19 protein-coding genes are annotated in these 21,273 nt (G+C 67.8%); 11 read left to right on the forward strand and 8 right to left on the reverse strand.

Annotation, left to right across the window (positions count from 1 at the left end):
• The first annotated feature begins 53 nt into the window (after positions 1-53).
• Positions 54-1,502 (forward strand): threonine/serine exporter ThrE family protein, encoded by a 1,449-nt coding sequence (locus ACH438_RS12920; RefSeq protein ID WP_397004878.1) that lies wholly within the window; start codon positions 54-56, stop codon positions 1,500-1,502.
• A 13-nt stretch (positions 1,503-1,515) separates the two neighbouring features.
• Here ACH438_RS12920 and ACH438_RS12925 read toward each other — a convergent pair whose 3' ends face one another.
• Positions 1,516-2,118 carry a hypothetical protein gene (locus ACH438_RS12925; protein WP_397004478.1) on the reverse strand — a complete coding sequence of 201 codons (603 nt, stop codon included), beginning with the start codon at positions 2,116-2,118 and terminating at the stop codon, positions 1,516-1,518.
• A gap of 126 nt (positions 2,119-2,244) precedes the next feature.
• Here ACH438_RS12925 and ACH438_RS12930 point away from each other — a divergent pair, with 126 nt between their 5' ends.
• Together ACH438_RS12930 and ACH438_RS12935 are read left to right on the forward strand one after the other, a co-directional pair.
• On the forward strand, positions 2,245-4,443 hold the full coding sequence (locus tag ACH438_RS12930) for an MMPL family transporter (RefSeq protein WP_397004480.1): 2,199 nt from the start codon (positions 2,245-2,247) through the stop codon (positions 4,441-4,443).
• Positions 4,444-4,457: 14 nt separating this feature from the next.
• Positions 4,458-4,781: a hypothetical protein gene (locus ACH438_RS12935; RefSeq protein WP_397004482.1), complete on the forward strand. Its 324-nt coding sequence runs from the start codon at positions 4,458-4,460 to the stop codon at positions 4,779-4,781.
• Between the two features lie 5 nt (positions 4,782-4,786).
• Here the strand turns inward: ACH438_RS12935 and ACH438_RS12940 are convergent, their stop codons facing one another.
• The 3 genes from ACH438_RS12940 to ACH438_RS12950 all read right to left on the reverse strand — a co-directional run bounded on the left by ACH438_RS12940 (position 4,787) and on the right by ACH438_RS12950 (position 8,413).
• Entirely contained in the window at positions 4,787-5,515 is a 729-nt protein-coding gene (locus ACH438_RS12940) for a TetR/AcrR family transcriptional regulator (RefSeq protein WP_397004484.1), read from the reverse strand.
• Between the two features lie 174 nt (positions 5,516-5,689).
• On the reverse strand, positions 5,690-6,916 hold the full coding sequence (locus tag ACH438_RS12945; protein WP_397004486.1) for a cytochrome P450: 1,227 nt from the start codon (positions 6,914-6,916) through the stop codon (positions 5,690-5,692).
• A gap of 99 nt (positions 6,917-7,015) precedes the next feature.
• Complete coding sequence (locus ACH438_RS12950; RefSeq protein WP_397004488.1) at positions 7,016-8,413, reverse strand: sugar transferase; 1,398 nt, start codon at positions 8,411-8,413, stop codon at positions 7,016-7,018.
• Positions 8,414-9,042: 629 nt separating this feature from the next.
• On the opposite strand from ACH438_RS12950, the gene ACH438_RS12955 reads away from it, so the two are divergent.
• Genes ACH438_RS12955 through ACH438_RS12970 form a run of 4 tightly spaced genes read left to right on the forward strand, consistent with a single transcriptional unit; the run spans position 9,043 to position 12,744 of the window.
• A complete protein-coding gene (locus ACH438_RS12955) occupies positions 9,043-10,287 on the forward strand; it encodes a methyltransferase domain-containing protein (RefSeq protein ID WP_397004490.1) in 1,245 nt (414 codons plus the stop codon).
• On the forward strand, positions 10,284-11,066 hold the full coding sequence (locus ACH438_RS12960) for a sugar phosphate nucleotidyltransferase (RefSeq protein ID WP_397004492.1): 783 nt from the start codon (positions 10,284-10,286) through the stop codon (positions 11,064-11,066). Before ACH438_RS12955 ends, ACH438_RS12960 begins: the two co-directional genes overlap by 4 nt.
• Positions 11,063-11,713, forward strand: coding sequence for a PIG-L deacetylase family protein (locus ACH438_RS12965; RefSeq protein ID WP_397004494.1), 651 nt, complete (start codon positions 11,063-11,065; stop codon positions 11,711-11,713). The genes ACH438_RS12960 and ACH438_RS12965 overlap by 4 nt, the downstream gene beginning before the upstream one ends.
• A 2-nt stretch (positions 11,714-11,715) precedes the next feature.
• Positions 11,716-12,744 (forward strand): NAD-dependent epimerase/dehydratase family protein, encoded by a 1,029-nt coding sequence (locus tag ACH438_RS12970; protein ID WP_397004496.1) that lies wholly within the window; start codon positions 11,716-11,718, stop codon positions 12,742-12,744.
• A gap of 5 nt (positions 12,745-12,749) precedes the next feature.
• Here ACH438_RS12970 and rfbC read toward each other — a convergent pair whose 3' ends face one another.
• On the reverse strand, positions 12,750-13,319 hold the full coding sequence (gene rfbC, locus ACH438_RS12975; RefSeq protein ID WP_397004498.1) for a dTDP-4-dehydrorhamnose 3,5-epimerase: 570 nt from the start codon (positions 13,317-13,319) through the stop codon (positions 12,750-12,752).
• A 29-nt stretch (positions 13,320-13,348) separates the two neighbouring features.
• Here rfbC and ACH438_RS12980 point away from each other — a divergent pair, with 29 nt between their 5' ends.
• Both ACH438_RS12980 and ACH438_RS12985 read left to right on the forward strand, forming a co-directional pair.
• Positions 13,349-14,431 carry a class I SAM-dependent methyltransferase gene (locus ACH438_RS12980; protein WP_397004880.1) on the forward strand — a complete coding sequence of 361 codons (1,083 nt, stop codon included), beginning with the start codon at positions 13,349-13,351 and terminating at the stop codon, positions 14,429-14,431.
• A 79-nt stretch (positions 14,432-14,510) separates the two neighbouring features.
• Positions 14,511-15,131 carry an MspA family porin gene (locus ACH438_RS12985; protein WP_397004500.1) on the forward strand — a complete coding sequence of 207 codons (621 nt, stop codon included), beginning with the start codon at positions 14,511-14,513 and terminating at the stop codon, positions 15,129-15,131.
• Positions 15,132-15,152: 21 nt separating this feature from the next.
• Here ACH438_RS12985 and ACH438_RS12990 read toward each other — a convergent pair whose 3' ends face one another.
• The 3 genes from ACH438_RS12990 to ACH438_RS13000 form a co-directional block, all read right to left on the reverse strand.
• Entirely contained in the window at positions 15,153-15,989 is an 837-nt protein-coding gene (locus tag ACH438_RS12990) for a glycosyltransferase family 2 protein (protein ID WP_397004502.1), read from the reverse strand.
• On the reverse strand, positions 15,989-17,467 hold the full coding sequence (locus ACH438_RS12995; protein ID WP_397004504.1) for a polysaccharide pyruvyl transferase family protein: 1,479 nt from the start codon (positions 17,465-17,467) through the stop codon (positions 15,989-15,991). The genes ACH438_RS12990 and ACH438_RS12995 overlap by 1 nt, the downstream gene beginning before the upstream one ends.
• 133 nt (positions 17,468-17,600) lie before the next feature.
• Complete coding sequence (locus ACH438_RS13000) at positions 17,601-18,557, reverse strand: hypothetical protein (protein ID WP_397004506.1); 957 nt, start codon at positions 18,555-18,557, stop codon at positions 17,601-17,603.
• Positions 18,558-18,775: 218 nt separating this feature from the next.
• On the opposite strand from ACH438_RS13000, the gene ACH438_RS13005 reads away from it, so the two are divergent.
• Together ACH438_RS13005 and ACH438_RS13010 are read left to right on the forward strand one after the other, a co-directional pair.
• On the forward strand, positions 18,776-19,819 hold the full coding sequence (locus ACH438_RS13005) for a glycosyltransferase family 4 protein (protein WP_397004508.1): 1,044 nt from the start codon (positions 18,776-18,778) through the stop codon (positions 19,817-19,819).
• Complete coding sequence (locus tag ACH438_RS13010) at positions 19,816-20,988, forward strand: glycosyltransferase family 4 protein (protein ID WP_397004510.1); 1,173 nt, start codon at positions 19,816-19,818, stop codon at positions 20,986-20,988. Before ACH438_RS13005 ends, ACH438_RS13010 begins: the two co-directional genes overlap by 4 nt.
• The last annotated feature ends 285 nt before the right edge of the window (positions 20,989-21,273 follow it).

Here is a 21,273-nt window from a genome sequence, read left to right on the forward strand (position 1 = left end):
CGTGTACGTTTTTCGCTGTGAGCAACGAGCTGGCGATAGCGCCCGACGCTGCTGTGCCCCGATTGCGTGCGCGGTGGCGACGACTGGTGACCGGCCTGGTCGACCGCATTGTCGCCGAGCGGCACGCCACGGCCGACGCGGTCGTGGAGGCGCCCGCCCCGGTACAGCCGATCGATCTGACCGATGACGAGGCCGTCACCGAAGTACTGGATCTGGTCGAGCGTGTCGGCGAAGTGGTGCTGGCCTCGGGCACGGCGGTCATGGACACCACCGCGCAGATCGAGTTCATCGCCTCCACCTACGGCCTGTCGAAGTGCGATATCGATGTCACCTACAACTCGATTCGTATCTCCGCCGACCGCGGCCCCAAGCTGCCTCCGGCCTCGACCATGCGCGTGGTGCACTACCGTTCGCTCGATTTCACCCGGTTGGCGGCGGTCGACCGGCTGACCCGGCGCATCCGGCGCGAGCTGGTGCCGCCCGGCGAGGCCCTGAAGGCGCTGGACGAGATCACCTCCGCGCCGCATCCGTATCACCGCTGGATCGCGACCTTCGGCTGGGCCTTGATGGCCGCGGGCGTGGCGGTACTGCTCAATGGTGGCGCGCTCATCGCGGTGCTGAGTTTCGCGACCACCATGCTGATCGACCGCACGAACCGGGTGCTGAACCGGCGCGGGCTGCCCTTCTTCTTCCAGCACATGGTGGGCGGCATGATCGCCGCGGTGCCCGCGGTACTGGTGTCCACCTACGGCCGCGGTATCCACGCGGATCCCTCGCTCATCATCGCGGCGGGAATCGCGGTGCTGCTGGCCGGTTTACAGCTGGTCGGCTCGGTCGAGGACGCGATCACGGGCGCGCCCATCACCGCCTCGGCCCGCATGCTCGAGGTCATGATGATGACCGGCGGCATCATCGCGGGCATCACCCTCACGCTGCGGGTGGCCGAGATGTTCGACGCGAGCGTGCCGACGGTGGATATGTCGCCGGGTCGCGACCTCACCAATCTGCCGCTGAAACTCCTCGCGGGTGCGGTGACCGCCGCGGCCTTCGCCCTGGCCTGTTATGCCGAGCGGCGGGCTCTCGCCGCGGCGGCCTTCAGCGGTGCGGCGGCGACCATCGTCTATCTGCTGGTGCAGCACGCGGGTTTCGGCCCGGTGGTCTCCTCGGGCGCGGCCGCGACCGTGGTGGGTCTGGCCGGTGGCCTGGCCGCCCGCCGCTCGCTGACGCCGCCGCTGGTGGTCGCGGTCGCGGGCATCACTCCCCTGCTCCCGGGCCTGCGGGTCTATCGCGGCCTGTACGCATTGCTCGACGGCGAACAGCTGATCGGTATCAATCAGCTGTTCGGCGCCTTCGCGGTGGGTTGCGCGCTGGCCGCGGGCGTCACGCTGGGTGAGTGGATCGCCCGTGATCTGCGCAGGCCGCGAATCGTCAAGCGGTTCGGCACGATTCGCCGCCCCCGGTTCAGCGTTTCCCGAGGCGCCGGCACCCGGCGGATCAGCTGACCCGGCCGGGCGCTTAGGCGAGGAATCCGGCGAGGCCCCGGCCCGGCACGTCGCGGGCCGCGCGCGCCCACCCCATGCAGGAGGTGATCGCCTCCAGCACATCGCGTTGCAGGGCCGAGCGCCGCTGCGGCGTGGTCTGCTCCCATTGCGCCAGCAGCTTGGCGCACTCCTCGGCCGACCACTCGGAGTAACCCCAGGCGAACTCCGGTGTGGGCAGGCCCGCGGGGAGTCCGGGATACCCGAAGTCCGACAGGGTGATTCCGCTGATCCCGAGTTCGAGCAGCCCGTCGTCCACGGTTTCCAGCCAGCCGGCCCGGCACGGCGAAAAGGACGAATTGTCCTGCGGCCGTCCGTGGAATGCGCAGATGGCCTGATACGCGTGCGCGTACTGGGCGGCGAATTCGGGGTGCAAGGGACCTCCGGCGACGACCGCGCGCACCGCCTCGAGCCGGGTCGGCCACCCGTCGGCTATGCGGTCCGCGAACACCTCGTCCGCGTGCGCGAACTCGTCGCGGAACCGGCCCCCGATCATCTGCGGCAGGTCGTGATCCCGCGAACCGATCGCATTGCGCACCCGGTCGAGATCGACCAGATAGATGCTCAAGGCGTAACTCATGATCAAAACCCTACCGCCGGTCGGCGGCCCGCGGGCAAGGTCGAAAACCCTTGTGAGACACCGCGCCGTGCCGCCCTCTCGTCTGACTTGTTACCGTGTCATATGAATCGGAGCGGTGGGAGACCTGTGTTCGCAAGATGGGGAGACGTGGTCTGCCGCTGGCGTTTCGGAGTGATCGCGGTGGTGGCCGCCGGCCTCCTGGCATTGAGCGGTTACGGGTGGGGTGTTCAGAACCTGCTCTATTCGGGTGGAATGGACGATCCGAACTCGCCGTCCACACAGGCCGCGATACTGGCCGATCAAGCCTTCGGCCGCAATCACGATGTCGATGTGGCGGTGCTGTACACCGCGCCCGCGGGCAAGACGGTCGACGATCCCGATTTCAGTTCGGCCGTGGTGGCCAGTCTCAACAGCCTGCCGCACCGGTATCCGGACGAGATCGCCAAGGTGAACCTCGCGTATTGGCCCACCGAGACCGGGTCGGCCGCGGTGGCCGCGGCCACCAAGGACAAGACCCGCGCGATCGCCACCATCGCACTGAAGGACACCGCCGATACCTCCGGCTACGAGTCGATCAAGAACGCCTTCGCGATTCCGGGCGTCGATGTCCAGGTGGGCGGTCTGCAACCGGTCGCGAGCGCGCTGCAGGGCACCATCGCCGACGATATGCACCGGATGGAGGTGCTCGCCATTCCCTTGGTGGCGGTGCTGTTGTTCTTCGTCTTCGGCGGCATCGTCGCGGCCGCGCTGCCTTTGATCGGCGGCGTGCTCACGGTCGGCAGCGCCAACGGCATCGTGCGGATCATCACGCACTTCACCCCGGTGAACTCGTTTGTCGCCCCGGTGGTCTCGATGGTCGGTCTCGGCCTGGCAATCGATTACGGCCTGTTCATAGTCAGTCGCTATCGCGAGGAACTGGCGGCGGGCCGGGACGTCCCGACCGCCGTGCGGCGCACCGTGATGACCGCCGGCCGCACCGTGGTGTTCTCGGCCACCATGATCATCGCCAGTCTCGGTGGGCTGCTGCTGTTCCCGCAGGGCTTCCTGAAATCGATTGCCTACGGCGCGATCGCGACGGTGGCGCTCGCGGCTCTGACGGCCATCACCATCTTGCCGGCGGTGCTGGCCATCCTGGGCCGGCGGGTGGATGCGCTCGGCCTCAAGCGCTTCCGCCGCACCCGCACGGCCGCGGAGATCGACGCCAGTCTGTGGAGCCGCAGCACCTCGTGGGTGATCCGTAATCCGCGCAAGGTCGCGATCCCCATCGTGATCGGCTTGTTCCTGCTGATCCTGCCCATCCGCAGCATCGCCTTCGGCGGCTTCACCGAGAAGTACCTGCCGCCGGACAACCCCACCCGGGTGGCGCAGGAGCAGATCGACAAGTACTTCCCGTTCCGCAAATCCGACCCGCTCCAGCTGGTCTTCATCACCGACAATCCGACGGCGATCGGCCCGCTGGTCGATCAGGCGAACAAGGCGCCGGGTCTCACCTCGGCCGGGTTCGGCATCCCGTCCCGCTCCACCACCCAGCCGGACGTCTTCCGCACCACGGCCACCATGGTCGACTCGTCACACCCCGACGCGGCCATGAAATACCTACGCGGGCTGCACGTTCCCGACGGAACCCGGATGATCGTCGGCGGCGTCCCCGCCATTCAGTACGACACCATCGCAGCCATGCTGGACCGGGTGCCGCTGATGATCCTGCTGGTGTTCGCGCTCAGCACGATCCTCATGTTCCTCACCTTCGGTTCGCTGATCCTGCCGCTCAAGGCGGCCTTCATGAGCGCCCTGGGCCTGGGTTCCACGCTCGGCATCCTGTCCTGGATCTTCGTGGAGGGCCACGGTTCCGGGCTGTTGAACTTCACTCCGCAGCCGATCCAGGCGAATGTGCTGGCGGTGATCATCGCGATCATCTACGGCTTGTCGACCGACTACGAGGTGTTCCTGGTGTCCCGCATGGTCGAGGCGCGTGCGCGCGGCGCCTCGACCTCGGAGGCGATCCGCGAGGGCACCGCGCACACCGGCCGCATCATCACCGCTGCCGCATTGATCCTGTTCGTCGTGACAGGCGCTTTCGCGTTCTCGGATCTGGTGATGATGCAGTACATCGCCTACGGCATGATCGCGGCGCTCTTCATCGACGCGACGCTGCTCCGCATGCTGCTGGTGCCGGCGACCATGCAGTTGCTCGGTGATCGATGCTGGTGGGCGCCCGCGTGGATGAAGCGGATTCAGCGCCGGATCGGCCTCGGTGAGGCGGTGCCGGACGAGCCCGACGCGTTGCCCCAGGAAATCGGGGAGCTCGCCCGCGCCTCTCGGTAGGGCACTATGAGGGCATGAGACGTGTGATCACGGTTGCCGCCCTTGCTGTTTCGTTCCTCGGGATGGGCGCCGGTCTGGCCGGGGCGGCGCCTCTGACGGTGACGAGCGACCGCAATGTGCTGTATTCACCACGGGGCGGCATGCTCCAGAACGGTTTCGATCACGATGACGAGTGGGTGCTGACCCCGGACGGCTACGACTGCTGGTTCGCCGCACTGCCGTCCGCGGACGCGCCGAACGCGGATCAGGTACCGCGGATCAAGGTCATCGGCACGGCGACGCTGGATGTCCCGGCCAAGGCGGTGTTCCAGACCAACTGCGAGGTCTCCATAAGCTGAGCCGTTCAGCCGACGCCGATTCCGATGGTGCGGCCGATATCGGCGAGCGTGGAATCGAACAGCACATCGGGGTGGGTCACGTGGATCGGGTAGTTGCCGAACACTTCCAGGGTGACGTGACCGTAGAGCCGGGCCCAGAACTGGATCATCACGTAACTCACGCCGAGATCGAGCTTTTCGGCCGGGAACTTCTGGCCGGATTCGGCGAGGACGCGCAGCAGATCGGTCTGGAAGCCGACCAGATCGTCGCGGAGTTCGGCGGGGATGAGTTCGGTCGGGGGTGTGACGACGTCGTAGTCGCTGAGCAGCCGGCCCGCGGCCTCGAGGAAGAGCCGCCCGACCGGTTCGCCGAATTGCCGCATGGCGCTGTCGATTCCGGCGGCCGCGGGTGAGGCGAAGACGAGGGTGAATTCCTGCGCGTGGGTGAGCGACCAGCGCCGGAAGCCGCGGCAGATGGCGAAGAAGCGGATGCCCGCGTCATCGGGCAGGCCGTCCAACCCGGCGGCCAGGTACACCGCGAGGTCGGCGCACACCTCGGTGCGCACGGCCGAGACCAGGCATTCCCGCGATTCGTAATAGCGGTAGAGCGCGGGAGCGGTGATACCCAGCTCCCGCGCGATGGCCCGCAGGGTGATGGCGTCCGGCCCCTGCTCGACCAGTAGTGAACGCGCGACGCGACGGATGTCGGCATCGCTGACCGCCGGCATCCTGCCGCGTCGGCGGATCTCGCTCATTGTCGTCTCCATGTCGAAGGAGCTTGGGCCCGTGTGCCTTCGCTAGGTGATTACGCTAGTCGACGCCACGGGCCCGGGCGCTCATTCTGTATCCACTACAGAATGAGCGGGGGGCCTACGTGGTTACGCAGGCAAGCACAGGGAGGTGGAGCGACTCCTCCGGCCCCTGACCGCTCATTCGTATGCGACCTGCCAGCTCTTGATGCCGTTGAGCCAGCCGGAGCGCAGGCGGACGGGTTCGGATACCTGGCGCAGGTTCGGCATGACGTCGGCGATGGCGTTGAAGATCAGATCCAGCTGCAGGCGAGCCAGATTCGCGCCCACGCAGTAGTGGGTGCCGGTGCCGCCGAAGCCGACGTGCGGGTTCGGGTTGCGGAGCACGTTGAACTTGTAGGGGTCCTCGAAGTGCTCTTCGTCGAAGTTGGCGGCGCTGTAGAACATGCCGATGCGCTGGCCCTGCTTGATGTCCTGGCCGCCGATCACGGTGTCCTGCATGGCGGTCCGCTGGAAGGCGATGACGGGGGTGGCCCAGCGCACGATCTCGTCGGGGGCGGTGCGGGGACGCTGCTCCTTGTAGAGCTCCCACTGATCCGGGTTGTCGACGAAGGCTTTCATGCCGTGGGTGGTGGCATTGCGGGTGGTCTCGTTGCCGGCCACGGACAGCAGGATGACGAACCAGGCGAATTCGTCGGAGGCCAGCGATTCACCGTCGACGTCGGCCTGCAGCAGGGTGGAGGCGATGTCGTCCATCGGGCAGGCGCGGCGCTGTTCGGCGAGGTTCCACGAGTAGCCCATGACCTCGGCGGTGGCGACCTTGTGGTCCCCGTCGAATTCGGGGTCGTCGTAGCCGATCATCTGGTTGGACCAGTTGAAGATCTTGCCGCGGTCTTCCTGCGGGATGCCGATGAGTTCGGCGATGGCCTGCAGCGGGAGTTCGCAGGCGACCTGTTCGACGAAGTTGCCGCCGCCGTTCTTCTTGGCCTCGTGCACGATTCGCTCGGCGCGTTCGCGCAGCGCCTCGCGCAGGCTCTCGATGGCGCGCGGGGTGAAGCCCTTGGAGATGATGCGGCGCAGCTTGGTGTGCCGCGGCGGATCCATATTGAGCAGCAGGTAGCGCTGCACTTCGATCTCTTCGCGGGCGATATCGCCGTAGAAGCGGATGACGGAGGTGTTCTCCTCCGAGGAGAAGAGCTCCGGGTTCTTGGAGATCTCCTTGATGTCGTCCATCTTGGTGACGGCCCAGTAGCCGCCGTCGTTGAAGCCGGTCAGGTTGTCGGCCTGCGGCACCCAGTGGACCGGGTTGGTGCGGCGGAGCTGAGCGAACTCCTCGACGGGAAGTCGCTGGGCGAGCAGATCGGGATCGGTGAAATCGAAGCCGGTGGGCACGGACGGCGCGGACACGGTACCTCCTTTGGAACACGTTCTACTGGAGTGAACCACACCACACCGACTTTTGTGAACACCTTTTAGTAAAAGCCGTTCACTTTTCTCAGGCTGCGCTCAGTAGGCCCCTTCGCCCTTCGTCACCGCGCCGATGGTCTTCGCGATCAGCAGCAGATCCAGCACCATCGACCAGTTCTCGACATACGACAGATCCAGGCGCATGGCGTCATCCGGCAGCAGATCCGACCGCCCGCTCACCTGCCACAGACCGGTGACCCCGGGCTTGACCAGCAGCCGCCGGCGCATGATCCCGTCGTAGGCCTCCACCTCCCGCTGCACCTGCGGCCGCGGCCCGACGATGCTCATCTCGCCGCGCAGCACATTGAAGAACTGCGGCAGCTCGTCGAGGCTGTACTTGCGGATCACCCGGCCGATGGGCGTGACCCGCGGATCGTTGCGGATCTTGAAGAACAGCGGATTGCCGCCGTTGGTGTCGATGAGCGCGTTGATGTGCGTCTCGGCGTCGACGTACATGCTGCGGAACTTGATCATCCGGAACGGCGCGCCGTCGCGGCCGATGCGCTCGGACAGATAGAACACCGGCCCGCGGCTGCCGAACTTCACCGCGCACGCGATGGCCGCGAGGGCGGGCGCGATGGTGACGACGGCGAGCAGCGCGAAGCAGAAGTCGAAGACCCCCTTGCGAATCGACTTCGCACGGTCGTACTGCGGCTTCTCCACGTGCAGCATGGGCATGTCCGCGACCACGCGATGGGTGAGCCGGGTGCCGGCGATATCGACCAGCCCGGGCGTGACGATCAGCTCGGCGCCGAGTTCGTCCAATTCCCATGCCATGCCCCGGAAGTCGGCCGGACCCAGATTGTCGGTGGCGGTGACGGCGACCGTATCGGCGCCGGTGCGCCGGACCACCTCGAGCACGTCCGCATCGCTGCCGAGGATCGGGATCTCGCGGCCGTCCACCACGACCGCGGGTTCGGCGACGGCGACCTCGCTGCGGGTGCACATGCCGATGATCCGATAGGCGCTGTCCCGATCCCGGGAGAAGGCGGCGATCATGGCGCGCGCCGCCTCCGGACTGCCGACCACGAGGGTGGCGGTGCGGAACTGCCCGCGGGTCCGGCGCCCGGCGACCCAGCCGCGCCACAGACGGCGTTCGATCATGAGGCCGAGCATGCCCAGCGGCAGGGCGATGGCCAGGTATCCGCGGGCGACATCCACGCGTAGCAGCAGCGACACGATGGCGATGCCGCCGAAGAGCTTGAGCGAGGCGGAGACGACGCGCCGGTATTCCTCTGTGCCACTGCCGATTACGCGTGGCGAGCGGGTGCCGCTGAGGGTGAGGGTGGCGGTCCACGCGAGCACCAGCACCACCGTGACGACGGTGTAGCCGACCTCCAGCGGCAGCGTGGAAGCCAACGGCGGCTCCTCGGAGCCGCCGAAGCGTATGAACTGCGCCATGCCGACCGCCGCGCACACCACCAGCAGGTCGCTCATCGACAGGCGGCGTGCATAGTCCGCCTGCCATCGTTCTCTGTCGGAACGCGGCTCCGGCCGCGGCAGCCGTGTCGCACGCACAGGGCGACGGGCTGAAACTTCGAAACTCATGAAACGAACGCACCTCCCCCACGGGAGAACTCGGTTCCGATCCCCGCTGATCAGTTCCACGAACGGGCTGACGCCGGTTTCCCAAGGGCTTTCAGGACCATGACAACCGATACGGTCACCAACTGCGTCGATGACCAGAAGCCGAATGTTACACAACCGGCTCTGACATAGAGTGCCAACCTGCCGCTCCCGCAACGTATCCGCGCGGTAGCTCGAACCGACACAACCGGTTTCCCTTGCGTTTCCCCCTATTTCCCCTATTCGCAGAATCGCAGGTTGATCTACGCAACTCGCACAGTGTGAGATGGTCGCAGCCCTTGGTTTGCAAGGCTCGAGCGTTTGCCCATCGGAAACCCGGTTCTGCGACCCGCAGAAAAATCACTCCTCCCGCAGCAGTCGCCACGCCCGGACCCGGGCGGTCCTGGTGAATCCTGTTGTAACGTAAGGCCGGATCGATCCGAACACAGGACAGCCGATGGCAGCGGAAGCCTGGGTTCGGTGGACAGAGGGGAATCTGCGTGCATTGCCGTGTGTGTGAATCCGACCGTCTGATAAGCATTCTCGATCTCGGCGCGACGCCGCCCTGCGAGAAATTCCTGACCGCCGGCGAGCTCGACCTGCCGGAGTTAACTCACCCGTTACACCTGCGTCTCTGTGAAAACTGTCTGCTGCTGCAGATTCCGGCGCTCATCACGCCGGAGGAAACGTTCACCGAATATGCCTACTATTCTTCATTTTCGGACAGCTGGGTGCTGCATGCAAAACTCTTCGTGGAGCAGGCAATCCAGCAGCTAAATCTGAACAAGAATAGTTTCATAATTGAGGTCGCCAGCAACGATGGATATCTGCTGCAGCACGCGGTGGCCTCCGGCATCCCGTGCCTGGGCATCGAACCGTCGGTGAACGTCGGGGCCGCCGCCCGGGAGAAGGGCGTCCCGACCACCACCGCCTTCCTCGACGAGGAGCTCGCCGCGCGGGTGCGCGCCGAGCACGGGCCCGCAGATCTGGTGGTGGCCAACAACGTTTACGCCCACATCCCCGATCTCCTGGGTTTCACCAGGTCACTGCGGGCGCTGCTGGCCGATGACGGCTGGTTGTCGATCGAGGTGCACCACGCGCTGGAGCTGGTGACGCGCGGGCAGTTCGACACCGTCTATCACGAGCACTTCCAGTACTACACGCTCTTGTCCGCGCAGCGCGCGCTCGCCACCGCCGGTCTCACCGTCGTGGACGTGGAACTGCTGCAGACACACGGTGGTTCGCTGCGGCTGTGGGCGCGGCCGGACGGTATCGCCGAGCCGAACGAACGAGTAGCGGAAGTGTTGCGACTCGAACAGCTGGCCGGTCTCCACGAGGTTGCCGGCTACCTCGGCCTGCGCCCGCGCGCCGAGCACGTCCGCCAGGAACTGCTGCGATATCTGCTGGACGCCAAGGCTTCCGGTAAGCGGGTTGTGGGTTACGGGGCGCCCGGCAAAGGCAACACGCTGCTGAATTACTGCGGGATTCGCTCCGACTTGCTCGAGTACACCGTGGACCGTAATCCTTACAAGCACGGCCGGTTCACCCCCGGCGCGCGCATCCCGATCCATCCGCCGGAACGCATCGACGCGGACCGCCCGGACGTGGTGCTGGTACTGCCCTGGAATCTCGAAGCCGAGCTGACCGCCCAGCTGGACCATGTCCGGTCCTGGGGCGGCGAACTGGTCTATCCCCTCCCCACGCTGCATCACGCCGCGAATCACGCAGGAAGGCAAGCGAAGTGAAGGTCGTACTGTTCTGCGGCGGCTACGGCATGCGGATGCGCAACGGCACCGAGGACATGATTCCCAAGCCGATGCAGATGGTGGGCCCGCGCCCGCTCATCTGGCATGTGATGCGCTACTACGCGCATTTCGGTCACAAGGATTTCATTCTGTGTCTCGGTTACGGGGCCGCGCACATCAAGAACTTCTTCCTCACCTATCAGGAGTCGGTGTCCAACGATTTCGTGATTCGGGGTGGCAAGGTCGAGTTATTGCAGTCCGATATCAGCGACTGGACCATCACCTTCGTGGACACCGGAGTGGAGTCGCCGATCGGTGAGCGGCTGCGCCGGGTGCGCCCGCATCTGGGTGACGAGCCTTATTTCCTGGCCAATTACGCCGACGTCCTCACCGACGCCCCACTGGACGAGATGGTCGCGCAGTTCCGGGCTTCGGGGGCGGCGGCCTCCATGATGATCGTGCCGCCGCAGTCCTCCTTCCACTGCGTGGATGTGAGCTCGGCCGGTGAGGTCAAGAACATCACCCCGGTCTCGCGACTGCCGATCTGGGAGAACGGCGGCTACTTCGTGCTGACGCCGGAGGTTTTCGACCATCTGCCCGAGGGCGGTGATCTGGTCGAGGACGCCTGCGGCGCCCTGGCCGCGCAGGGCCGGCTGTACGGCTATCAGCACGAAGGCTTCTGGAAGCCGGCCGATACCTTCAAGGAGCGGGCGGAACTGGATTCCGGCTATCAGCAGGGCGATCGCCCGTGGATGGTCTGGGAGCACGCCGGCGCATGATCCGACTCGACACCGGCGCGGTCCGCGAGATCGCCCTGCTCGCCGCGCACTGCGACGATCTCGCCATCGGACTCGGCGGCACGCTGCTGAGTCTCGCCGATTCCGTTGCGGGACTTCGGGTCCGGGCGCTGGTACTCAGCGGTGCGGGCACCGAGCGCGCCCGGGAGGAGCAGCTGGCGCTCGAATCCTTCTGCCCGGGAGCCGATCTGGAGCTGCGCGTCCTGGACGTGCCGGACGGCTACGCGCCCGCGCACTGGGAACGGGTCAAGGACGCGGTGGCGGCGCTGCGCCGCGACGGGACGCCGCAACTGGTGTTCGCGCCCCAGCGCGGTGACGCGCACCAGGATCACCGCTTGCTGGCCGAGCTGGCGCCCACCGAGTTCCGCGACCACCTGATCCTCGGCTACGAGATTCTCAAGTGGGAGACCGATACTCCGCGGCCGACCGTGTTCCATCCGCTGCCCGACGGCATCGCCGAGCGCAAGGCGGCGCTGCTGCTGAAGCACTATCCCTCGCAACGCGACCGGGACTGGTTCGACGAGCAGTCCTTCCTGGGCCTGTCCCGGCTGCGCGGGGTGCAGTGCCGCGCCCGGCATGCCGAGTCCTTCCTGCTGGACAAGGCCACCATCACTTTCGGAGGTGCGTGATCATGCGCGTGCTCGTCACCGGGCATCAGGGTTATCTGGGCACCGTCATGGTGCCGCTGCTACAACAGGCCGGTCATGAGGTGACCGGCCTGGACATCGGGTATTTCGCGGACTGCGTGCTGGGCGCGGCGCCGGCGCCCCCGCCCACCGTCACCGTCGATCTGCGGGATGTGCGCGCGGATCAGCTCGCCGGGTTCGACGCGGTCGTGCATCTGGCGGCGCTGTCCAATGATCCGCTCGGGGCGCTGGCCCCGACCATCACCTACGACATCAACCATCACGCCTCGGTGCGGCTGGCCCGGCTGGCCAAAGAGGCCGGGGTGCAGAGGTTCCTCTACGCCTCCACGTGTTCGGTCTACGGCGCGGCGGGCGACGGCCTGGTGGGTGAGGACGCGCCGCTCAAGCCGCTGACCCCGTACGCGGAGTCCAAGGTCCGGGTCGAGGACGATGTGGCGGCCATCGCGGATGCGAGCTTCTCCCCCGTATTCCTGCGCAATGCCACGGCTTTCGGGTTCTCCCCGCGGCTGCGCGCCGATATCGTGCTCAACAATCTGGTGGGGTACGCGGTGCTCACCGGTGAGGTGCGGGTGCTGTCCGACGGCACGCCGTGGCGGCCGCTCGTGCACGCGCAGGACATCGCCCGCGCGTTCGCGGTATGCCTCGAAGCGCCGGCGCCCGCCATCCACTGCCGGGCCTACAACGTGGGCACCGAGACCAATAACCTGACCGTCGCGCAGATCGCGCAGGCGGTGGTCGACACCGTGCCCGGGTCCACGCTCGTCATCACCGGCGAGGCGGGCGCCGATCCGCGTTCCTACCGCGTCGACTTCTCCGCCGCCCGCGAGGAATTGGGCTACGAGGCGGAGTGGAGCATTCCGGACGGCGCGGCCGAGTTGTATCGCGAGTACACCGCACGCGGCCTGACCACCGACGCGTTCTTCCAGCGTTTCACGCGCCTCGCGCACCTGAAGTCATTGAAGGAGAACGGAGTTCTCGACGACGAACTGCGCCAGGTGAGGATCGGGGCGTGAGGCGATCAAGCCCGGGGCGCGAGGTGCTGGGCCGCGATCAGCTGCTGCCAGGATCCCGCGCGCGCGTCCCGCTCCGACACCACGGTGACCGGCTGCGGCCATTCGATGGCCAGATCGGGATCGTCGTAGACCACGCCGAGGTCCTCGGCGGGATCGTGCGGCCGGTCGATCCGGTAGCAGACATCGGCCACCGGGGTCAGCGCCTGGAAGCCGTGCAGGAAGCCCGGCGGCACGTAGAGATGCCGGAAGTCCTTGTCGTCCAGCAGGAATGCCCGTTGCCGACCGAAGGTCGCGGAGTCCGGGCGGATGTCCACCAGCACGTCGTGCACCGCGCCGTGCGCACAGCGCACCAGCTTGGCCTCGCCGCGCCCGGCCCGGCCGTGCATGCCGCGCACCACGCCGCGGTAGGACCGCGATTGCGAGTCCTGCACGAAAGTGGCGGACAGGCCGGGGATCCCGAGGTGCTCGTCGAAGACGGCGGCGTCGAAGGTCCGCGTGAACAGGCCGCGGCCGTCCCGATAGGGCTGCGGCGTCAGCAGCAGGACGTCGGCCAATTCGGTCGGTTCGATGCGCACCAGGCCATGGTGCCATGAGCGGCGGGCGAATGCGCGGGTGTCGCGGATGCGGAACCGGGACCCTGGTCCGGGTGCTGGATCTCGGCAAAATGCCTGCGGCAGATGACTTTCCGGCCATCGACGCGATTCCGGACGCCGCCGAGACCGGGCATCCGCTCGGTATGGATCTCTGCCGTACCTGCGGGCTGGCGCAGCTCGCCGAGGACGATACCGTCACCGCCGAGCCGCGTGCGGTGGAGCCGCAGGCGCTGCGGGATCAGGCCGCGGACGCTGTGTCCCGGGTGACGGCGGCCGGCTGGCTGCGCGGGCGGACCGTGCGCGAATTCGGCAGTCCGCACGGTGGCAGCTGGCTGCCGCTGCTGGGCGCACAGGGTTTCGTCGAGACCGCGACAGGCGCCGCCGATGTCGTGCTGGACTGTTTCGGCATCATGCACGAGCCCGATCAGCGGGCCGCGTTCGCGCGGCGGGCGGCGGCCACCGCGCGCGGCGGCGTGCTGCTGCTGCAGTTCCATTCGCTGCACACCATCGTCGCGCAGCAGCAGTGGACCGCGCTGCGGCACGGCCATTTCGCCTACTACTCGCTGACCGCGCTGCGCGCGCTGCTGTCCGCGGCCGGTATGAGCGTGGCCACGGCCTGGGAGTTCGATCTCTACGGCGGCACGGTACTGGTCGCGGCCGTGCACGCCCCGATCGAGCCGGACGACACCGTGCTGCGGATCCTGGCGGCCGAATCGGCTGTGACGGAACCGGATACGCTGCGCGCGTTACAGGATGCGGCCGACCGGCAGGCTCGCGCGCTGCGCGCCTGGCTCGAACGGGAAACCTCGTCCGGTCGTTCGGTTTACGCCTATGGCGCGGCCTCCCGCGCGGTGGCGCTGCTGCACCTGGCCGGTGTGCACCGCGGCCTGCTCACCGCGGTGGCCGATGCCTCGCCCGCCAAGCAGGGCCGCCGCATGCCGGGCACCGACGTGCCGATCATCGATCCTGCCGCACTGGTTGCCGCGCAACCGGATCGGGTGCTGCTCACCCTGCCCGACCTCTTGCCCGAGGTGCGCGCGCGGCTGCCGGAGCTGGACGGGAGGTGGGTGGTGGAAGTACCCGGATCGCACTGAGCGGCACTAGGATTCGCCCGGCACGGAGATCGCGCCGGGCTCGTAACGCGTAACACCTGATGAGGGAATGGGGAGAGTCATGGGGAAGCAACAGCGCATGGTCACGCGCACGCTGGCGATCGCGGTCGCCGGCACCGTCGGTGTGGTGTTCGGGGGCGGAACTTCGAGCGCGGCCGTGGATGCCAGCAATTCGCTGGTGGATCAGCAGGGCCGCACCGTCGAGGCGATCGTGGCCGACACCAAGATCAATTTCGTACCGCCGCTGGACGGTAATCCGCTCACCCGGGAGTGGTTCCACAACGGCAAGGCCTGCTTCCACGTCTCCGGCGGCACCGGCGACTGGAACGGCCACATCACCATCGGCTACCAGGTCGGCTATCCGGCCACGCTGACCGGCAAACTCAATGTGCAGTACGAGACGCCGCAGCTGGAAGTCCAGGTCACCACGCCGCCGTCGCTCTACGTCTTCAACCTGATCCCGACGGTCGGCGGCGAACTCGATGTGGCCTTCGGCCCCGGCATCACCTCGGTGGACGCCGCCAACGGCGATGTCTCCGGCACCGACGGCTGCATCACCCTGGCCGGCTTCCACGGCACGGTGACCGGCGTGCTCGGCACCACCACGGTCCGCCCGTACGTGAAACTGGTGAGCAGCACCGGCGACACCGTCATGGCCTACGGCCCGACCACCAGCAACTGAACGATCGGCGACCGAATCCGTTCAGTGCAGTAGATCCGGACGGCGCAACGCCGTTGCCACCGTCCGGACCCGCACCCGCTCCGCGGCGGCGCGGGCCAGCCGCCAGTCGCCGCCGAGCACCGCGCCCCGGCCGACGTACTGCGGATACTCCGAGCCGAGCCGATGGTGGAAGCGCAGCATCTCGGTCAGCTTGCTGACCGTCGAGGTATTGCTGCACAGGTTGAAGCTGGAATTGCGCCAGGCCGCGAGCACTTCCGCCATGCCGAAGAACACGCCGAACGCGCTCACCCGGGCGAACAGGTCCACATCCATGGGGAACACCAGATCCCCGCGGAACCCGCCCACCCGGTCGAAATCCTTGCGCCGGAAGGTCGCCGCGGCGGTGGGCCCGAAATCGGCCGGACCGCGCCGCACGATCACCCGCATGAGGGCGCGGGCATCCTTGGGCCCGAGCAGATCCGGTAGCCCGAGGCCCGATTCCTCGATGTTCCCGTCCTCGTCGATGACCTGGAACCGCGAGGAGCAGATGGCGATCCCATTGTCGCCCAGCACCTCCAGCTGCCGGTCCAGCGCGCCGGGCAGCAGGATGTCGTCGGCGCACACCACCTTCACGAAGCGGCCGGTGGACAGCGAGACGGCCTTGTTCCAGTTCTCGCCGATGGGCAGGGTCTCGTCGTTGCGGTGCACCCGCACGCGCGGGTCGTCGAAGGATTTCGCGATCTCGCCGGTGTCGTCGGTGCTGGCATTATCCAGCACCACGATCTCCATCTCGGTGTCCTGGGCCAGAATCGAGCGCATGGTGGCCTCCAGGGTGCGCCCGGAATCGAAGGCCGGGACACACACCGAAAGGTTCTTCATTACTCCCCCTGAAGTGATACGGCACTGTCGGCAACAGGCCGGTTCCCGCCATCCCCGTCCACGAGCCCGTAAACCCGCTCCAGACCCGCCCGCCCGGCATCGATCTGTTCGACCGCCTTGCGCTGCAACGTATCCCGCAGATCGGGGGCGGCTTCCCACAGCTGCCGGATCGCACGGGTCAGTTCGGTTTCGAGGTGCTCGGAGTCGAGATGCACGATGCGCAGCCCCGCGCCGGCCGCCTCGCTTTCGGCGGTGCTTGCCTGGGCGGTACCGGCATCGGCTGTGCTCGCGTCGGCGGTGCTTGCTTCGAACATGTCGGCCAACCCATAGAACTTGTCGTCGTAATACTGGGATGCCGTTACAGCCACCGCCGGAATGCCTTGGGACAGCGCGAATACCGCCAGGTGGTAGGCGCTCGTCACGAGCACCCGGCAACGCGAGACCTGCCGTGCCACATCCTGCGCGGTCCCCGTACGGGCGATGACCGGGCGCGTGCGGTGCGCCCCGCCCAGCAGGGGCAGGGTGTGGCGGCGGTCCTCGTCGTCGTACTCGGAGATGATGAGCGGGGCCAGCGCGGTGCCCAGGGCGCGGCCCTCGCGGCGCACCACCTCGCCGAGGGTGTCGCGGGCCGAATCGCTCACCTTGGAGTAGTCCGAGATGCGCAGGCACAGGCCCAGATCGGTGCCGATCTCCGGACGCCGCAGGCGGTAGGCGAATTCGACGGCATCGTCGCCGGTCACCAGGATGCGATCGGAGTGGACGCCGACCTGTTCGAGCAGTTCGGGTCCGCGCAGGCCCTCACGGACCGCGATGAGATCCACGCCCGGCAGCACCGTCGCCGCGCGGCGCAGCAACTCAGGATCGTTCATCGGGCCGAGGCCCTGGCCGATCATCACGTTCGGAATGCCGTGCTGTTGCGCGGCTTCCAGCAGGTTGAGGGTGCGGTGTGCCTGGTATTTGTCGATATCGGTCATATAGCCACCGCCCTGGGCGATGACCAGCGCCGAATCCGCGAGCGCGGCGGGGACCGGCGGCAGGTCCGGCATGCCGTCATCGCGTTCGGGCCGTGGTTCGCCGGTCAGGGCGCGCACCCCGTCGCGAACCCGGTCACGCGCCTCGCGCAGATGGTGTTTGGGCACTTCGGTGAGCGCCCGCCACTGCACGGCCGCGGGTCCGGTGAGATGCACCGCGGCCGCTCGATCGAGCCGCCCCGGCACCCCGCCCGCGCCCCATCCGCTGCCTCGGCCCCATTGCCCGCCGGCGTACGCGACCACCGGTTCGGCCTGCGGTAAGAGGCCGTTCAGGATGTGTGGCTGGTCGGTGAGCATGCCGATGCGCGCGTGCGGCCAGCGCTCGCGTAACCGCTCGACGGTCATCACCATCATCGCGATATCACCGCGATTGCGTAGCCAGTACTCGCCGTTGTCGATGAGTACCCGATGTTTCCCGGCACCGTCCCCCGCGCCAGTTTGCCCCACGCTCGATTCCTTCCGACGCCCGGTGTGACGAGCATGAATTCGCAGGGAATCTATCGCACCGTTACGGCTTTGCGCTACACCGGACAAATAGGGCAGGGGCCCGAAACGGGTTCACTCCCAAGATCATCCGAGTTCAGCTGGGCAGCAGCGGCAGATCCATCCGGCTGCACAGCCAGCGGCCGTTCACGTAGTCCATCGCCATGCCGATGGATTCGCTGCGCTGATTGGCGTCCTTGCCGTTCACGGTATCGACGAGATCGAAGTTCCCGGTCAGCTCGTAATGCGTCCCGCTTCCGGAGGTGACGGTGCACTTGCCGCCCGTGGAGCGGGTGTGGGTACCGCTCTCCAGCAGCATGCGCATGGCCGGAAGCATGCCCTGCAGCTGCGATTTCCAGTCCCCGGTGGCACCGGCGAGCGCCTTGCCCTGCCAGCCGTCGCCATTGCTGTAGTCGTAGGTGTTGATCAGCTGCCCGTAGGCGCACGCCGCCTTGATCGCGGCATCCTGCGTCTGGTTGTCCTTGCCGGCGACGATCAGGGGCGCTCCCCCACCGGCGTCCGGTGCGCCGACCGTGAAATGCAGCGCACCGGTGCCGAATCCGAGGCCGATGACGGCGGCCAGCACCACCACGACCGATGCCGCCGCGAGCAGCCACTTCCGCCCCGGGCGCCGCCGGGGCGCGGCCGGATGCGCCGCCGGAAATCCCGGGATCGGCGGTGCGGCAACCGGGCCCGTGACGAGGTGCCGCGGCGGGGAGGTCTGGGTGGGCACCGCGTCCTGGACGGCAGGCATCGCGTCCTGGTTCGGTGATCCGAGGTGCTGGGATGGCAGCCCCGCGGGCTGGACCGGCAGGCCCGGATTGCTCCACGGGTGGGTCGGGGCCGCGAGGGCCTGGGCCGCCGCGGTGGCGAGTTCACCACAGCTCGCGTAGCGCTGTTCGCGGTCCTTGGCGAGGGCGCGGGCGATGACCGCGTCGAAGGCGCTGGGTACGGCGTGGTTTCGCTCGCTGGGACGCGGGATGGGACCGCTGAGATGACCCGCCACCAGCTGGGCGGTGGATTCGCCCGGATACGGCAGTTCGCCGGTGAGCATGTGATAGAGCGTGCCGCTCCGGACGGGTCAGTTCGATTGCCGTGGGCAATCATTCGGCTGGGACCGGTCGCCCGGTTGATTGCGGAGCGATAACCCGCCCCGCCGCGCGCGGTGACATACACTTGCGCTGCAATGGCGCTCGGGCCGTGACCATCGGCCCGGTTCTGTCTGTGACGAACCCGGGGGTGAGGGTTTTGGCGCAACCGCTTCGGGTGCATATGACGGGTTCCGAGTGGTTTTCGGCGGCCCCCGGCGGACTCAATCGATACTTCACCGATCTGTACACCGCCCTCGCCCGCGAGCCCGAAATATCGGTGACGGCAAAGGCTTTCGGTACCGCGCCGGACGGCGCGGGCAGCTGGGGCGCAACCGGCGGTTCCACGCTGCAGCGGGCGCGGGCGGCGTATCTGGATCGCGCGGACCTGCCGCGCGGGGCGGTGCTCGATCGGCACTTCTCGCTGTACGGACCCTCGCCGGTCCGCAATCCGCTCGTGGTGCACTTCCACGGTCCCTGGGCCGCGGAGAGCCGTATGGCCGGTGAGGGTGCGCGGGCAGTGCGGGCGAAGTACCTCCTCGAACGTCTCCGCTACACGTTCGCGGATCGGTTCGTCGTGCTGTCCCAGCACTTTCGGCAACTGCTGATCAACGACTACCGGGTGCCCGCGGAACAGGTCCGGGTGATCCCACCCGGAGTGGACCTGGACCGCTTCGCCGCGGCCGAGCCGCCCACCGCTCCCGGCACCGTGCTGTGCGTCCGTAGATTGGAACGGCGCATGGGTATCGATGTGCTGCTGCGCGCCTGGCCAGCGATCAAGGCCGAGCACGCGCACGCCCGGCTGGTGATCGTCGGAACCGGCACTGCCGAAACGGAATTGCGCGCTCTGGCGGCAGATGATCCCACCATTTCCTTCACCGGCGCGGTGAGCGATCGAGACCTCACCGAGCGGTACCGCCGGGCGGAACTGACCGTGGTGCCGTCGCTGGCGCTCGAGGGCTTCGGCCTCATCGCCCTCGAATCCCTGGCGGCGGGCCGCGCCCCGATCGTGTCCGACTGCGGCGGATTGCCCGATTCCGTCCGGGAATTGGATGCGAGCCTGATCGTCCCGCCCGGCGATACCGAGGCCCTCGCCGCGCGGATCACCGCCGCCCTCGCCGGTGCGCGACCCGATCCCGGCCGGTGCCGCGCCCATGCGGAGACCTTCGCGTGGCCGGTCGCCGCCCGGCGGCACCGCGACCTCTACGCGGAGCTCGTGAGCCTATGACACCGCCCAGGGCGAATCCATTGCAGGCGGTCTTCCTCGCGCATACCGCCGCGCCCTCCGGGGCCGAACTCGCCACCCTGCGCCTGGTTTCCGCCATGCCCGCGGGCCGGACCGCGGTCGTCTACACCGAGGACGGCCCCATGCTGCGCCGGATGGCCGAGCGCGGCATCGAAACCCGCGTGGTGCGCAATGATTTCGACTCGCGCGCCATGACCATCGACAAGGCCGGGGTGCGCAGCCTGGTGCGCGGCGGGCTGGGCCTGCTGCGGCTGGGCTGGCGGCTCGGCGGCACCATGCGCGAGCTCCGGGCCACCGTGCTGGTGGCGGGTAGCAGCAAGGCCATGCTCATGGGTGCGGTCGCCGCGCGGCGGGCCGGTATTCCGCTCGTCTGGCATGTGCACGACCGGATTTCGGCCGACTACTTCGGCCGGTGGCTCGCCGTGGCGGTCCGGCTGCTCGGTTGGCTGGCGGTGGACGGCTACATCGCCAACAGTCGCGGCACGCTCGCCTCGCTGTACACCTGGCGGCGGCGTGCGCTGGTCGCCTATCCCGGTGTCGAATATCGTTCGGCGAGCGAAGAATCCGGTCACCGTGAACAGCGCCCGGCGGCGGAAACCGTGGTCGTCGTGGTCGGCCGGCTCGCGCCGTGGAAGGGCCAGGACCTGTTCCTGCGCGCCCTGGCCGATGTGCGGAACCTGCCCCGCGAGGTATTCCTGGTCGGCGGCACCTTCTTCGACGAGGAGGACTACCGCCGCGAGCTCGAGGTCCACGCCACCGCCCTGGATCTCCCGGTCGTGTTCACCGGCCACGTCGAGGATCCGGAACCCTATCTGCGCGACGCCGATATCCTCGTGCACTGTTCGGTGCTCCCCGAACCCTTCGGTCAGGTGGTGGTGGAGGGCATGCGGGCCGGCTGCGCGGTCATCGCGACCCGGCCGGGCGGGCCGGAGGAGATCGTCGAGCCGGGCGTGAACGGGCTGCTGGTGGACGCCGGCGAGCGCGCCCGGCTCACCCACGCCCTGGACACGCTGATCGCCGATCAGGAACTGCGCACCAAGCTGGCCGAGGCCGCCCGGGTACGGGCCCGCGATTTCGATGTCGCCGCTTCGGCCCGCCAGGTCACCGAATTCCTCACGGCGCTGCCGGGAAAGTGGTGGCGCCGTGGATGATCCGACGGAACAGTTGCCGATCTACGAACCACCCACCACCCCGATGCGGACTCCGGACAAGCTGCGCAGGCTGAGACGGATGCGGCACGCCATCCCGGATGTCGACCAGCACGACGATGCCTTCGACCACCAGGCGGGCGGCCTGCTCGGCCATTCCACCACCGCGGACGCCGCGGCCAACGGCGGGCCACGTCACGACGGTGAACCCGGAATCGCCCGTGGCACACCGGCCTTCGACGAGGACCTGGCCGCCCGGTACGCGGCGGGTACAGGCGGCCCGGTCGA

It is taken from the genome of Nocardia sp. NPDC020380 (assembly GCF_044386975.1).
GTDB lineage: Bacteria > Actinomycetota > Actinomycetes > Mycobacteriales > Mycobacteriaceae > Nocardia.